This is a genomic window from Embleya sp. NPDC127516 (genome assembly GCF_044765325.1).
Taxonomy (GTDB): domain Bacteria; phylum Actinomycetota; class Actinomycetes; order Streptomycetales; family Streptomycetaceae; genus Embleya.
Map to the genome: position 1 here is coordinate 149,584 of NZ_JBIWJT010000012.1, position 15,369 is coordinate 164,952.

The 15,369-nt window shown below is 72.6% G+C and carries 8 protein-coding genes; all 8 read left to right on the top strand.

Annotated elements, in window-relative coordinates:
• Positions 1 to 22: 22 nt before the first annotated feature.
• A complete protein-coding gene (locus ACIRL2_RS24140; RefSeq protein ID WP_402234459.1) occupies positions 23 to 490 on the top strand; it encodes an ATP-binding protein in 468 nt (155 codons plus the stop codon).
• Positions 491 to 745: 255 nt separating this feature from the next.
• On the top strand, positions 746 to 3,100 hold the full coding sequence (locus ACIRL2_RS24145) for a sodium-translocating pyrophosphatase (RefSeq protein ID WP_395866707.1): 2,355 nt from the start codon (positions 746 to 748) through the stop codon (positions 3,098 to 3,100).
• Positions 3,101 to 3,235: 135 nt separating this feature from the next.
• Positions 3,236 to 4,015 (top strand): hypothetical protein, encoded by a 780-nt coding sequence (locus ACIRL2_RS24150; RefSeq protein ID WP_395866709.1) that lies wholly within the window; start codon positions 3,236 to 3,238, stop codon positions 4,013 to 4,015.
• Between the two features lie 27 nt (positions 4,016 to 4,042).
• The gene (locus ACIRL2_RS24155; RefSeq protein WP_402234461.1) at positions 4,043 to 5,575 is read left to right on the top strand and encodes a methyltransferase; all 1,533 of its coding nucleotides are present in this window, start codon (positions 4,043 to 4,045) and stop codon (positions 5,573 to 5,575) included.
• A gap of 416 nt (positions 5,576 to 5,991) precedes the next feature.
• Positions 5,992 to 8,856, top strand: coding sequence for a type I DNA topoisomerase (gene topA, locus ACIRL2_RS24160; RefSeq protein WP_395866713.1), 2,865 nt, complete (start codon positions 5,992 to 5,994; stop codon positions 8,854 to 8,856).
• 183 nt (positions 8,857 to 9,039) lie between these two features.
• On the top strand, positions 9,040 to 12,228 hold the full coding sequence (gene tmk, locus ACIRL2_RS24165) for a dTMP kinase (RefSeq protein WP_402234464.1): 3,189 nt from the start codon (positions 9,040 to 9,042) through the stop codon (positions 12,226 to 12,228).
• Positions 12,229 to 12,337: 109 nt separating this feature from the next.
• Entirely contained in the window at positions 12,338 to 13,522 is a 1,185-nt protein-coding gene (locus tag ACIRL2_RS24170; RefSeq protein ID WP_395866717.1) for a DNA polymerase III subunit delta', read from the top strand.
• A 297-nt stretch (positions 13,523 to 13,819) separates the two neighbouring features.
• Positions 13,820 to 15,325: an alpha/beta hydrolase-fold protein gene (locus ACIRL2_RS24175; RefSeq protein WP_402234466.1), complete on the top strand. Its 1,506-nt coding sequence runs from the start codon at positions 13,820 to 13,822 to the stop codon at positions 15,323 to 15,325.
• The last annotated feature ends 44 nt before the right edge of the window (positions 15,326 to 15,369 follow it).

Here is a 15,369-nt window from a genome sequence, read left to right on the forward strand (position 1 = left end):
TGCTCGCACGGCTGGGGGAACCATGGCCATCGTCGAGCTGCGCTTCAGCGCGCTGCCCGAACACGTCCGCACGGCGCGGCTCGTCGCCGCCGCCGTGGCGCGGCGCGCGGGGGTTGCTGAGACGGTGCTCGACGAGGTGCGCCTCGCCGTCGGCGAGGCGTGTTCCCGCGCCGTCGGGATGCACCAGGACCGGGTGGACGACGACCGCCCGGTCACGGTCACCCTGGACGACGGCGACGGCCGCTTCTGTATCGAGGTCAACGACGGCGTGCCACAGCCGGCGTTGACCGAGGCGGGCCTCGCGGAGGGTGCCGGGCTGATGCCCGACCTGTCCACGAACGGCCGCGGTCTCGATCTGATCGAGAACGAGATGGGCCTCGCCGTGATCCTCGGCCTGGTCGACGATCTCGACGTGCGGACCGGCGCCGAGGGCGGCGTGATCCGCATGTCGTGGCCCTCCGGCGCGAAGTCCGCCGAGACCGTGGGCTGACCGAGAGCCCCACCCCGCACCACCTCATCGCCCCCGGGACGCCCGGGGGCGATTTCGGCGTTCTCGTGTATCCCCTTTTCCGGGTCGTAAAACCTGATTCCGGATCGATAGGCCATTTTTGGGAATCGCGCCCGGATTTCATCGGTAATTTGATCTGATCATGGCGATTCCCATGGTCTGATCTTGATCATTTGCATACACTCCTTTCGCATTGAGAAGTCCCGATCTGAAAGTGCTCCTAGCCAAGGAGGACGAATGTCCGGGATCCACCCCTCCGAACTCACCGTCGCCGCGGACGTCTCCGTCACCGGCGGCAACCTCACCTACGTCGTCATCGTCGCGGTGATCGCCCTCGGTGCCCTGGGCGTCGCCGCCGGACTCGTGCGTCAAGTGCTCGCGGCGGACGAGGGCACCGAATCCATGCGCCGGATCGCCGGTGCCATCCAAGAGGGCGCGGCCGCCTACCTGGCCCGTCAGTTCCGCACGCTCGCGGTGTTCGCGGTGGGCGTTTTCTTCCTGCTCATGCTGTTGCCCGCGGACGACTGGAACGAGCGGATCGGCCGCTCGATCTTCTTCCTGGTGGGCGCGGTCTTCTCGGCCGTCACCGGGTACGTGGGCATGTGGCTCGCCGTGCGCAGCAACGTGCGGGTCGCCGCCGCCGCCCGCTCCGGCAACGCCGGCCGGGACGCCGCGACGCGGATCGCCTTCCGCACCGGCGGCGTCGCGGGCATGTTCACGGTCGGCCTGGGCCTGTTCGGGGCGGCCCTCGTGGTGATCCTCTACCGCGAGAACGCCCCCAAGGTGCTCGAGGGCTTCGGCTTCGGCGCCGCGCTGCTCGCGATGTTCATGCGCGTGGGCGGCGGCATCTTCACCAAGGCCGCCGACGTCGGCGCGGACCTGGTCGGCAAGGTCGAACAGGGCATCCCCGAGGACGACCCGCGCAACGCCGCGACGATCGCCGACAACGTCGGGGACAACGTGGGCGACTGCGCGGGCATGGCCGCGGACCTGTTCGAGTCGTACGCGGTCACCCTGGTCGCCGCGCTGATCCTGGGCAAGGCCGCCTTCGGCGACGCGGGCCTGGTCTTCCCGTTGATCGTGCCCGCGATCGGCGTGCTGACCGCGATCGTGGGCATCTACACGGTCGCGCCGCGGCAGGGCGACCGCAGCGGCATGACCGCGATCAACCGGGGCTTCTTCGTCTCGGCGGTCATCTCGCTGATCCTGGTCGCGGGCGCGGCGTTCCTGTACCTGCCGAGCAAGTTCTCGGACCTGGACGGGCTCACCGATCAGGAGATCCTCGCGCACGACGCCGACCCGCGCGTGTTCGCGCTGGTGGCGGTGCTGATCGGGATCGTGCTCGCGGCGGTCATCCAACAGTTGACCGGCTACTTCACCGAGACCAGCCGGCGACCGGTGCGCGACGTCACCAAGACCTCGCTGACCGGCCCGGCCACGGTGATCCTGTCCGGCATCGCGCTGGGCCTGGAGTCCGCGGTGTACGCCGCGGTGCTGATCTCGGTGGCGGTGCTGGGCGCGTACCTGCTCGGCGCCGGGATCATCATGCTCGCGCTGTTCGCGGTCGCGCTCGCGGGTACCGGGCTGTTGACCACGGTCGGCGTGATCGTGGCCATGGACACCTTCGGACCGGTTTCCGACAACGCCCAGGGCATCGCCGAGATGTCCGGCGACGTCGAGGGCGAGGGCGCCCAGGTGCTCACCGAGCTCGACGCGGTGGGCAACACGACCAAGGCGATCACCAAGGGCATCGCCATCGCGACCGCCGTGCTCGCGGCGACCGCGCTGTACGGGTCCTATCGCGACGCCGTGCGCACGGCCGTGGACGAGGCGGGCGGACTGGCCGACGCCTCCAAGCTCACCTCGTTCTCGTTCGCCACCGACATCACCCAGCCGAACAACCTGGTCGGGCTGATCCTGGGCGCGGCCGTGGTGTTCCTGTTCAGCGGCCTGGCGATCAACGCGGTCTCCCGGGCGGCGGGCGCGGTGGTGTTCGAGGTGCGCAACCAGTTCCGCACCCGGCCCGGGATCATGGACGGCACCGAACTGCCCGAATACGGCCGGGTGGTGGACATCTGCACCCGCGACTCGCTGCGCGAGTTGGCCACTCCCGGGCTGCTCGCGGTGATGGCTCCGATCGCGGTCGGCTTCACCCTGGGCATCGGCCCGCTCGCGGCGTTCCTCGCCGGTGCGATCGGCACCGGCACGCTGATGGCGGTGTTCCTGGCCAACTCCGGCGGCGCGTGGGACAACGCCAAGAAGATGGTCGAGGACGGCAGTTACGGCGGCAAGGGTTCGGCCGCGCACGAGGCCACGATCATCGGCGACACGGTCGGCGACCCGTTCAAGGACACCGCCGGACCGGCGATCAACCCGCTGCTCAAGGTGATGAACCTGGTGTCGCTGCTGATCGCGCCGGCCGTGGTCAAGCTGAGCATCGGCGCGGACGAGAACGGCGCGCTGCGGGCCCTCGCGGCGGCCTTCTCGGTCGTGGTGATCGTGGGCGCGGTCTGGTACAGCAAGCGCAAGTCGGTGGTCGTCGGCGAGGACGAGGACGACCACGAGGAGCGGACGACCAAGGCGGCCGCCTGATCCGATCCGAGGTGAGCACGGGCGCGGAACCGGGGGAATCCGGTACCGCGCCCGTGCCGCGTCCGAGGTGCGCGTTTGGCCGAACACCTTTGCGCTGTGCGAGTCTGCGTCCGGCTCCGAGCAAAGGTGGAAAGCGTGTCGAGGAAGTTCCTGGTGGTCTCCGCGCTGGTCCTGGCATCGGCCTTGACCGCGTGTGGTGGCGGCGACGACGACAAGAACGACGAGAAAAAGAAGAAGCAGGCCGAACTGCGGGCGTGGGCCGCGAAGGTCTGCGCGGTGGAGGTGACGGCGCGCATCGACGAGGCGCGGGTGGCGCTGGCCGACGTGGGCAAGGTGATCCCCAACGAGCAGCCCGCGACCCTGCGCACCCGGCTGGCCGCCGACATCTCCCGACTCGCCGACGCGGACAACGCGCTGGCCGACGCGATCGACCGGGCGGGCATACCCGCCGTCGCGGACGGCGCCACGCTGCGCACGTCGGTGGTCGCGGAACTGCGCAACGCGGCCAAGGGCTGGGCCGGGATCCAGGCCAAGATGGAGAGCCTGGCCACCGACAAGCAGAACGTGTTCGCCGACGGACTGCGCTCGCTGAATCCGGAGATCGAGGGGCTGCGCGCGTCCGCGCACACGGCGCTGGACAAGCTGCACCGCGGCGAGCCGGGCAAGGCGCTCGCGGCGGTGCCCGGATGCGCGGCGGGCAAGCCGGACGCGCTCCCCACCGCGCCGGTCACCTCGGCGCCGACGAGCGCCGCGCCGGGCGGTACTCCGAGTGCCGGTGCCTCGGGCGCCGCGCCGAGCGCGTCCGGGTCGCCGAGCGCCTCCGCGAGCGCGTCCACCACGTCGAGCGGCCCGCCGCCGAGCGGCGGCACGTCGTCCTCCTCGGCGCCGCCGACCGGCACGGCGCCCACCGGCTGAACCGCCAGGGGGCGCGCACGAGGCAGGATGGTGCGCGTGACCATGAACGACACCTCCCAGGTGGCCCGACTTCGCGAGGCCCTGATCGCGGCCGGCTACACCGTCGACGGCTGCCTCGACGCCCTCGGTCCGCAGGCGTACGCGGCGCTGTCGCGCGGTGAGACCGTGCCGGCGCTGCGTGCCCTGCGGGCGGACGCGGCGAGCCCGCTGGCCGTGCTGATCCGGCTGTTCCTGCTGCAGACCTCGGCGCCCGAGGCGCACGTGCGACGGGCCCTGCCGCTGGCCGAGGCGCTGGCCGGCGGGCTGCTGGAGCAGGACGGCGAGGACGTGCGCCCGCTCGTGGACATCCGGCCCTACGGCGAGGCGGACACCGACTGGTGGGTGGTGTCCGACCTGGGCGCGGGCATCGGCGGCGTCAACGGCCCGGTCCGGGCGGACCACGTGCTCGGCATCGGCGGGGCGTCCACCACGCTCGCCGGGATCACCGTGCGTGAGCGGGTGGGCCGCGCGCTGGACCTGGGCACCGGATGCGGCGTGCAGGCGCTGCACGCGTCGCGACACGCCGACTCGGTGCTGGCGACCGACGTCAACAAGCGGGCGCTGGACCTGACCCGGCTGACCATGGCGCTGTCCGGGGTGGGCAACGTCGGCTTGGCCGAGGGCAGCCTGTTCGAGCCGGTCGAGGGCGAGCGGTTCGACCTGATTGTGTCCAACCCGCCGTTCGTGATCACTCCGGTGGGTGAACGATTCACCTACCGCGACGCGGGCCTGCCCGGCGACGAGGTGTGCCGACTCCTGGTGGCGCAGGCGCCGCGCTTCCTGAACGACGGCGGCTACTGCCAGCTACTGGCCAATTGGCAGCACCTGCGCGGGCAGGACTGGCAGGACCGGCTGGCCGCCTGGCTCGCGCCCACCGGCTGCGACGCGTGGGTGGTCCAGCGCGACGTGCAGGACCCGGCGCAGTACGCCGAGCTGTGGTTGCGCGATTCGGGTGACCATCGCGGGGCCGCCTACGCCGAACGCTACGACGCGTGGCTGGCCGCGTTCGAGCGGGACGGCGTGGAGGGGATCGGGTTCGGCTGGATCACGCTGCGCGCGTCGGGCGCCGACACGCCGAACGTGCACATCGAGGACTGGCCGCACGCGATCGAACAACCGCTCGGTGCGGAGGTGCACGCGTGGTTCGGCCGGCAGGACCGGCTGGCCGGGACGGACGACGACGGCCTGCTCGACGTCCCCTTCCGGCTCGCCGACCACGTGGTCCAGGAACAGACCGGCGCTCCGGGCGCGGAGGATCCCGAGGCGGTCGTCCTGCGGCAGCGGCGCGGCATGTGCCGCGCGGATCGGGTGGACACCGTCGGCGCGGCCCTGGCCGGGGCCAGCGACGGTCGGCTTCCGGCCGGCGTCATCGTGGACGCGATCGCCGAGCTGCTCGAGGAGGAGCCGGCCCGGTTGCGCGACGCCGTACCCGGCGAACTGCGCGGTTTGGTCGCCGACGGATTCCTGCTGTTCCCCGAGGTCGGGGAGGCTCTCCCGGCGGAGTCCGACACCACCGACTGAGCGCGGCTTGGGCCGGTGCACCGTGATCCGGGGCGACACGCCTGTACAGTCGCAGGTGTTGTCCCCACCGGATACTCCTTGCCGTTGCCAAGAAAATGTGTTGTATGGAGGCGGCGGCTTCCCGTTCGGCCACGAACCAACGGGGTCGGGAGGCGGGAACCGCGATGCGCGCGTTACCGTTCGAGGGGCATGGGCCCGGCCGTCGGAGCATTCGCCGGATCCGGGGGACGGTCCGGCCGGACAGCGGCGCCGGGACGACTCCGTGACGCAAGCCGAGCAGAACCGGTTTGACACACGGGGCCGACCCCCGGTCACGCTCCGCCACCCGGCAACCGCAATGTGAATACGAACCCCCGAGTACGGCCTTGCCCAACTGGGCACGGCCGCTGCCGACGACGATGGAGAGAGAAGCGAAGGTGTCCCCGAGCAGCGAGACCGCGCGCGACGGCCTGAGACTCGTCATTGTCGAGTCCCCGGCCAAGGCGAAAACGATCAAGGGCTATCTCGGCCCCGGTTACGTGGTCGAGGCGAGCGTGGGACACATCCGCGACCTGCCCAACGGCGCCGCCGAGGTCCCGGCCGAGTACGCCGGCAAGCCGTGGGCCCGTCTCGGGGTCGACGTCGACGCCGACTTCGAGCCGATCTACGTGGTCAACGCGGACAAGAAATCCCAGGTCGCCAAGCTCAAGAAGCTCCTCAAGGACGCCGACGAACTCTTCCTCGCGACCGACGAGGACCGCGAGGGCGAGGCCATCGCGTGGCACCTGCTCGAAGTGCTCAAGCCCAAGGTGCCGGTGCACCGGATGGTGTTCCACGAGATCACCAAGGACGCGATCCGCACCGCGGTGAACAACCCGCGTGAGCTCAACCAGCGACTGGTCGACGCGCAGGAGACCCGCCGCATCCTCGACCGCCTCTACGGCTACGAGGTCTCGCCGGTCCTGTGGAAGAAGGTCGGTCCGCGCCTGTCGGCCGGCCGTGTGCAGTCGGTGGCCACCCGCCTGGTGGTCGAGCGCGAGCGGGAGCGCCGCGCGTTCACCTCGGCCTCCTACTGGGACCTGCTCGGCGTCTTCGGCACCGGGCGGGCGGGCGACCCCACCGACCCGAGCACGATGAACGCGCGCCTGGTCTCGTTGGACGGCAAGCGGGTCGCCTCCGGTCGCGACTTCGGCCAGGACGGCAAGCTCAAGAACGCCGGTGTGCTCCAGTTGGAGGAGGCCGGTGCGCGCGCGCTGAGCGCCGCGCTGGAGTCCGCGTCGTTCACGGTGCGCGCCGTCGAGCGCAAGCCCTACCGTCGCTCCCCGTACGCCCCGTTCCGCACCACCACCCTCCAGCAGGAGGCCTCGCGCAAGCTCGGCTACGGCGCCAAGCGCACGATGCAGATCGCGCAGAAGCTGTACGAGAACGGCTTCATCACCTATATGCGTACGGACTCCACCACGCTGTCCGAGACGGCCGTCACGGCCGCCCGGGCGCAGGTGCGCGAGCTGTACGGCGCCGAGTACGTGCCGGACGCGCCGCGGGTGTACGCGGGCAAGGTGAAGAACGCGCAGGAGGCGCACGAGGCGATCCGACCCTCGGGCGAGAGCTTCCGCACGCCGGCCGAGACCGGATTGGCCGGCGACGAGTTCCGGCTGTACGAGCTGATCTGGATGCGTACCGTCGCGTCGCAGATGAAGGACGCGGTCGGCCAGTCGGTGACCGTGCGCATCGGCGGCGTCGCCCAGGGCGCGGACCTGCCCGGGCGCGACGCCGAGTTCACCGCGAGCGGCAAGATCATCACCTTCCACGGCTTCCTCAAGGCCTACGTGGAGGGCTCGGACGACCCCGACGCGGAGCTGGACGACCGCGAGCGACGGCTGCCGATGGTCACCGAGGGCGACGCGCTCAGCGCCGACGAGCTCACCCCGGAGGGCCACGCGACCAAGCCGCCGGCCCGCTACACCGAGGCGTCGCTGATCAAGGAGCTGGAGGACCGGGAGATCGGTCGGCCCTCGACGTTCGCGTCGATCGTCGGCACCATCCTGGACCGCGGCTACACGTTCAAGAAGGGCACCGCGCTGGTGCCGTCCTTCCTCGCGTTCGCCGTGGTCGGGCTGCTCGAGGGCCACTTCGCCACGCTGGTCGACTACGACTTCACCGCGAAGATGGAGGACGACCTCGACCGGATCGCGCGCGGCGAGACCGCGGCCGTGCCGTGGCTGCGCAAGTTCTACTTCGGCGACGAGAGCCGGCCCGACGAGGACCACCTCGGCGGCCTCAAGGCCCTGGTCACCGACCTCAGCTCGATCGACGCCCGTGAGGTCAACTCGTTCCCGGTCGGCGAGGGCATCGTGCTGCGCGTGGGCCGGTACGGTCCCTACGTCGAGCGCGGGGAGCGACGCGCGGACGTGCCGGACGACCTGCCGCCGGACGAGCTGACCGTGGCCAAGGCCGAGGAACTGCTCGACAAGCCCAGCGGCGACCACGAGCTGGGCATCGACCCGGTCAGCGGGCACATGATCGTGGCCAAGGACGGCCGCTACGGCCCGTACGTGACCGAGGTGCTGCCGGAGCCCGAGGCGCCCGCCGCCCCGGCCGCGGACGGCGCCAAGCCGGCCAAGAAGACCGCGAAGAAGGCCGCCGCGAAGAACGGCCCCAAGCCGCGCACCGCGTCGCTGTTCAAGTCGATGGCGCTGGACACGGTGACTCTGGAGGACGCGCTCAAGCTGTTCACGCTGCCGCGCGTGGTGGGCAAGCACCCGGAGACGGGTACCGAGATCACCGCGCAGAACGGCCGCTACGGCCCGTACCTCAAGATGGACACCGACTCGCGCTCGCTGGAGACCGAGGACCAGTTGTTCACGGTGACCCTCGACGAGGCGCTGGCGATCTACGCCCAGCCCAAGGCGCGCGGCCGGGCCGCGGCCAAGCCGCCGCTGAAGGAGCTGGGCACCGACCCGGTCAGCGGCAAGGCGGTCACGGTCAAGGACGGCCGGTTCGGGCCGTACGTGACCGACGGCGAGACCAACGCGACGCTGCGCGCGGACGACTCGGTGGAGACGATCACCCCCGAGCGCGGCTACGAGTTGCTCGCGGACAAGCGGGCCAAGGGCCCGGCGAAGAAGACGACCAAGAAGGCGGCGGCCAAGAAGGCCCCGGCGAAGAAGACGACGGCCACGAAGACCGCCGCGAAGAAGACGGCGGCGAAGAAGCCCGCGGCCGACGGCAAGACCACCAAGTCGGCGGCGGCGAAGGCGACGGCGAACGCCGGCGCGAAGAACGCGGCCGACGAGGCGTGAGGCGACAGGACCGAGGTAGGGATATCTCGGTACGTTTCGATCAGGCGGCGCCGGCGGGATCCGGCGCCGCCTCGGTCGGTTCCGGCGACGACATCGGGCCCTGTGCTACGGTCCGCCGCCGGAGCACGGGGGATCGGTCGAGGTTGCCGTTTCCCGTCAGGTGACGACGTTAGGGTTCTCCGTATGACGCACGCGGAGCAGCAAGCGCCGGATTCGGCGATACCGCCCCGTCAGGTCGAACCGGCAGAGGGCATCGGGGGCGTGCTGAGCATCCGCCCCTTCCGCCGCTTCTGGTTCGCGGTCGCGGCCTCCGCGCTGGGCGATTGGCTCGCGCTGCTCGCCTTGACCTCCGCCGCGCTGTGGACGGTCGAGGGCGACTACCGCGAGCATGCCACGGCGGTCGCGGTGGTGTTCGCGTTGCGGATGCTGCCGGCCGCCCTGGTCGCCTCGGTGGCGGGCGCGATCGTGGACCACCTCGACCGGCGCTGGACGCTGGTGACGTGCGACGTGATCCGGGCCCTGGTGCTCGTGTCCGTGCCGTTCGTGGACGAGATGTGGTGGGTCTGGGGCGCAACCGCGGCGGTCGGCGTGGTCGGCGCGCTCGCCGGGCCCGCCCGGGACGCCACCGTGCCGAACCTGGTGCCGCGGCAACGGCTGGGCACCGCCAACCAGTTCAACCTCGTGACCTCCTACGGCGCGGCCCCGGCGGCGGCGCTGTTGTTCATCCTCGGCGCGCTGATCGGCACCGCCTTCTCGCGCGATGTGTCGATGTTCGTCGAGCACCCCTCGAACCTGGCCTGCTACACCGCGGGCGCGGTGTTCCTGGGCGCCTCCGTGTTCGCCTTCCTGATCCGGATGCCCACGCGAGGACGTTCGGTCAGCACCCGGCGGCCCAACCCGTTCAAGGTGCTCGCCGACGGGCGCAAGGTGTTCGGCCACGGCCGGACCGCGCGCGGCCTGATCGTCGGGATGATCGCGCTGTTCCTGGCGGGCGGCGCGCTGGTGGCCACCGCGCCGCTGCTGGTGGTCGGTCTGCACGCGGGCAACGCGGCGTACGGCACGGTGTTCCTGATGCTCATCGCCGGCGTCAGCGCGGGCATGTTGTGGGGTCCGCGGGTGGTGCCGGCGTTCAGCCGGCGGCGGCTGTACGGCGTTGCGGTGATGTTCGCCGGACTGACCCTGCTGATCCTGGCCGCGGTCGCCAACGTGGTGGTGGCCGCCGTACTCGCCGCCGTGCTCGGCGTGTTCGCGGGCGTCGCGTGGGTCACCGGATACACGATGTACGGCCTCGACTTCGGTGAGGACCTGCGGGCCCGGGCCTTCGCGTTCGCCCAACTGACAGTGCGGATCGTGCTGTTCGTGGCGCTGGTCGCCGCACCGATCGGCGCGGGCTACGTGGGTGTGCGCTCGTGGGTGATCGCGGACCGGTTCACCTTCGACTACAGCGGTGCCGCGCTGGTCCTGGCCGGCACCGGCGCGTTCGTGGTGATCCTGGGCTGGATCGCGCTGCTGAGCGTGGACGACCGGCGCGGCGTGCCGATCCTGCGCGACCTGGCCGCCGCGACCCGCAACGAGGACCACATCACCGGCCGACCGGCCGGGGCCACCGGCTTCTTCATCGCCCTGGAGGGCGGCGAGGGAGCGGGCAAGTCGACCCAGGCCAACGCGATCGCGGCGTGGATCCGGGCCAAGGGCCACGAGGTCGTGGTCACCCGCGAGCCCGGCGCGACCGAGGTCGGCAAGCGGCTGCGCGCAATGCTGCTCGACCTGGACGGCGCTCCGGTCGACCCGCGCACCGAGGCGCTGCTGTACGCGGCGGACCGGGCCGAGCACGTGCAGACCGTGATCCTGCCCGCGCTGCGGCGCGGCGCGATCGTGATCAGCGACCGCTACATCGACTCCTCGATCGCCTACCAGGGTGCCGGGCGCGGCCTGGGCGCGCGCGAGATCGGCCGGGTCTCGCGCTGGGCCAGTGACGGGCTGCTGCCCGACCTGACCATCCTGCTCGACCTGGACCCCGCGGTGGGTCACGGCCGCTTCACCGAGGCGCCGGACCGCCTGGAGTCCGAGCCGCGCGAGTTCCACCTGCGAGTGCGGCACGCGTTCCTGGACCTGGCCGCGCACGACCCCGACCGCTACCTGGTCGTGGACGCCGACCAGGAGCCGGACGCGGTCACCACGCCGATCCGGCACCGGCTCGACCGCGAACTGCCGCTGTCCGAGCAGGAGAAGCGCCAGGCGCTGGAGTTGGCCAAGCGCATGCGCGAGGAGGACGCCCGGCGCAAGGCCGAGCAGGCCGCGCGGGACGCCGAGAAGGCCGCGCTGATCGCCCGGCTGCGGGCGGAGAGCGAGGAGCGCCAGCGTCAGGCCGAACAGGCCCGGCTCGAGGAGGAGTCGGCCCGGCTGGCCGAGGAGGAGCAGCGCTACGCCGAGGAGGAGGCCCGTCGGATCGCCGCCGAGGCGGACGAGCGGGCCCGCACCGCGGCCGAGGCGGCGGAGGAGGCCCGGCTGCACGCCGAGGCCGAGCGCCGCCGGCTCGCCGCCGAGGCCGAGCGCCGGGCCGAGGAGCAGCAGCGGGTCGCCGAGGAGGCCAAGGCCAGGGCCGAGGAGGCCCGGGTGCGCGCCGAGGAGGAGGCCGAGCGCCGCGACGAGCAGCGCCGCCGGCTCGAGGAGGCGTCCGCGCTCCAGGCCGAGCAGGCCCGGGCCAGTGCCGAGGAGGAGCGCGAGGCGGCTCTGGAGCGGCAGCGGTCGGCCGAGGAGGAGCGCGACCGGTTGCAGGCCGAGGCGGCCCGCGACGTCGAGCGCATGCGCGCCGAGGAGGCGATCCGGGTCGCCGACGAGCGCCGGGCCGCCGAGGAGCGCCGCCGGGCGGAGGACGCGCTGCGCCGGGCCGAGGCCGATCGTCGCCGGGCCGAGCGGGAGGCCTCGCGCGCGGCGGAGGCCGCGGCGTCCGCGCGGGCACGCGCCGCGCAGGAGGCCGCCGCACTCGCCGCGGAGGCGGGGCCCTCGACCGACACCGACATGCTCGAGACCCCGGTGCACGGGATCCGGCGGCCGGACCCGTCGCTGGGGGAGACACCCGTACACGGCATTCCCAAGGTGTCCGCGGACGACGCCGACACCACCGAGTTGCGGCAGATAAAGCTGCGCGAGGCGGCCGAGGACACCCGGGAGATCCCGACGCTGAACCTGGACGAGACGCACGCGCTGCCGGTGCTGCCGCCACCGGCCGCGCCGGGCGACCAGTCGCTGGCCGACGACCTGCTCGGGCCGTGGACGGGTGATCCGGCCGCGGACGAGGCGGGGGCGGACGCGGACGACGAGCCGGCCGAGCCGGAGCGCAAGCGGCGGTGGCGGCGCAACAAGTCCTGACGCCGGGCCGCACCGGGCATACCCGGCCGCGGGGTGACGTGGCCTCGATTGTCACGTCACCCCGGTACGGTCGTACTCGGGGCACACCGGAACGAGGAGACAAGAGCGCGTGACCGTCTGGGACGACCTCGTCGGGCAGGATCGCGTCGCCGAGCAGTTGCGCACCGCGGCCGGCGCCGCCCGTGCGGTCCTCGCGGGCGAGGGCGTCGGCGGGATGACCCACGCGTGGCTGTTCACCGGCCCGCCCGGTGTCGGCACCGCGACCGCCGCGCGGGCGTTCGCGGCGGCGCTGCAGTGCGTCAGCCCGGATCTGGCGCTGGGCGCCGAGCCCGGCTGCGGACACTGCGACGGTTGCCACACCGCGCTCACCGGGACGCACGCCGACGTCGACGTGGTCGCCACCGAGCTGCTCTCGATCGGCGTCAAGGAGACCCGTGACCTGGTCCGGCGCGCGGCCATGACGCCGGCGGGCGGGCGCTGGCAGGTGATCGTCCTGGAGGACGCGGGCCGGCTCACCGAGGGCGCGGGCAACGTACTGCTCAAGGCGATCGAGGAGCCCGCGGACCGCACCGTGTGGCTGCTGTGCGCGCCCTCCCTGGAGGACGCGCTGCCCACGATCCGCTCGCGTTGTCGCAACGTGGCGCTGCGCACGCCGCCCGCCGGGGCGGTCGCCGATCTGTTGATGCGCCGGGACGGGATCGAACCGGCGATGGCCGCCTTCGCCGCGGCCGCCTCCGGCGGCGACATCAACAGCGCGCGCCGGCTGGCTCTGGACGAGCAGGCGCGCGGGCGCCGCTCGGACGTGTTGCGGATCCCGATGGTGGTCGGCGACATCGGCCTGGCGATGGCCGCCGCACAGCGCCTGGTGGACGCGGCGGCCGAGGACGCGAAGCAGGTCGCGGCGGATCTGGACGGCCGCGAGACCGAGGATCTGCGGGCCGCGCTGGGCGCGGTCGGCGGCGGTCGCATGCCCAGCGGCACGGCCGGCGTGATGAAGGAGCTGGAGAACAAGCAGAAGAAGCGGGCCACCCGCACCCAGCGGGACTGTCTGGACCGCGCACTGGTGGATCTGACCGCGTTCTATCGGGACGTGCTGGCGCTGCAACTGCGCGCCGCCGTGCCGTTGGCCAACGACGTGTTGCGCGCGGACCTGGACACGGTGGCCCGTACCTCCACGCCGGAGGCGACGCTGCGCCGGATCGAGGCGATCCTGGCCTGTCGGCGGGCGATCGACGCGAACGTCGCGCCGCTGCTCGCGGTCGAGGCGATGGTGCTGACGCTGCGGACCGGCTGAGCGTCGGGCACGGCGGGGATCGCGGCCGGCGGGCCCGTTCGCGGGGCGGTTCCGCCGAGGTTCGCGCGCGGGTGTGTGGCCGTCGCGGCGTTTGCGCGGGTGCCGGGGCGAGTTTTCGATGCCTGGTCGGAGCCCGACGGGGGATCGAAGGCCCGCCCTGGGTCGACTCCTTCACTCCTTGGGGCGGAGGTGCCCGTCGAGCGGAACCCGGAGCCCCCACCCGGACGTCATCGTGGGAGAGTTCGCGGGAACATTGTGGCTGGTGAGGTTCGGAAGGACGGTGCGGGGTTGCGTTCCGTGACCAGGACGCTCAAAGGTCTGCTGATCGCGGTGACCCTCGGGGCGGTTGTCGTTCTTGTGCTGCGGGCGCGCACATCGGCCGCGGCCGATGCGGCCGAGGCCGGCTCGTCGGCCGACCCGGAGGCCGAACCCGGATCGGAGGCCGAACCCGGGCCCGGTGCGGCCGAGTTGCCGGCGGCGGTGTCGGTGCCGGCCCGGGAGCAGGCGCGGACGCCGGCGCGGGCCGGTGGGCCGGGGCACACCGAGCCGGCCGAGCGGATCGGCGCGGCGGGTTCGAAGAGTGCGACGGGTTCGACGGGTTCGACGGGCGGGTCGACGTCGACCGGACCTGCGCGATCGTCCGGCACGTCGCGGTCGGCGCCCGCGCGAGCCGAGGCGCCGATGCCGTTCGCGCCGGTCGAGGCCGCCTCCGCGGTGCCCGCCGGGCCGGCCGGGCCCGAGCCGGTGCGCGTCGTCGAGCCCGTGGTGATCGGGGCCGATCCGGCGCCCGTTCGCCGCAGGCGCGGTGTGCGCTCGCCGCTGGGCGTCGGCCTGCTCGCGCTGGCCGTGGTCGCGGCCGGCGTCGGCGGCACCTTCGCCTACAAGGGGATGGCCGACGACGACAAGCAGAACGTCGCCTCCGCCACCGAGGTCGAACCGTCCGCCGAGCCGGTCGCGACGTCGGGCCAACCCAAGCCCGCACCACAGAAGTTCACCAAGGTCGGCACCAAGTCCGGTGGCACGCTGACCAAGACGACCGTCGCGGGCCGCCGCTCCGGGGTCACCGCCGACGTGTGGGTGTGGCTGCCGCCGGGCTACGACACCGCCGCCAACCAGGCCCGCAACTACCCCGTCCTGGTCGCCCAGTCGGCGCTGCCGGGCGTCGAGTCGAACAGCTTCGTGGACGACTCGGTGGCGTTCCTGCCCAAGCTCGCGGCGGCCATCGAGGCCGGCACCGTCCCGCCGTACATCGTGGTCGCGCCCGAACTGCTGCCGTACTCGAAGCAGGAGGCGGACGCCGGTCAGACGGCGGCCAAGGACACCGAGTGCAGCGACGTCCCGAACCGGCCGAAGATGGCCACCTTCCACAACGACGACGTGCGCGAGGCGGTGCTGTCCACCTACCGCGCCACCGCCGACCGCGCCTCGTGGGCGCTGATCGGGGACGGCTCGGGCGGCCTGTGCGCGGTCAAGTACGCGTTGCAGTACCCGCAGTACTACGCCGCCGCGGTCAGCCTGTCCGGCCGCACCACGCTCAAGTCCCCGCTGTGGGACGCCGATGCGGCGACGAAGGCGGCGAGGACGGCGAACGACCCGGTCAAGCTGCTCGACGCGAAGCCCGACGTACAGATTCTGCTGTCCGGCCACACCGGCAGCACGGGCGGTGAATTCGCCGCGAAGGCGAAGGCGCCGACCACGGTCAAGGCGATCGCGGGCGCGGGCGGGGCCTCGGGTGACATCGCGCGTCAGGTGCCCGAGGCGCTCGCCTTCCTGGGCAGGAACACCAGGAACCCGGCGGCGTGACCCGGCGCGGCCCGGCGGTGCGCGGAGGGGGCGTATCGGTCCGA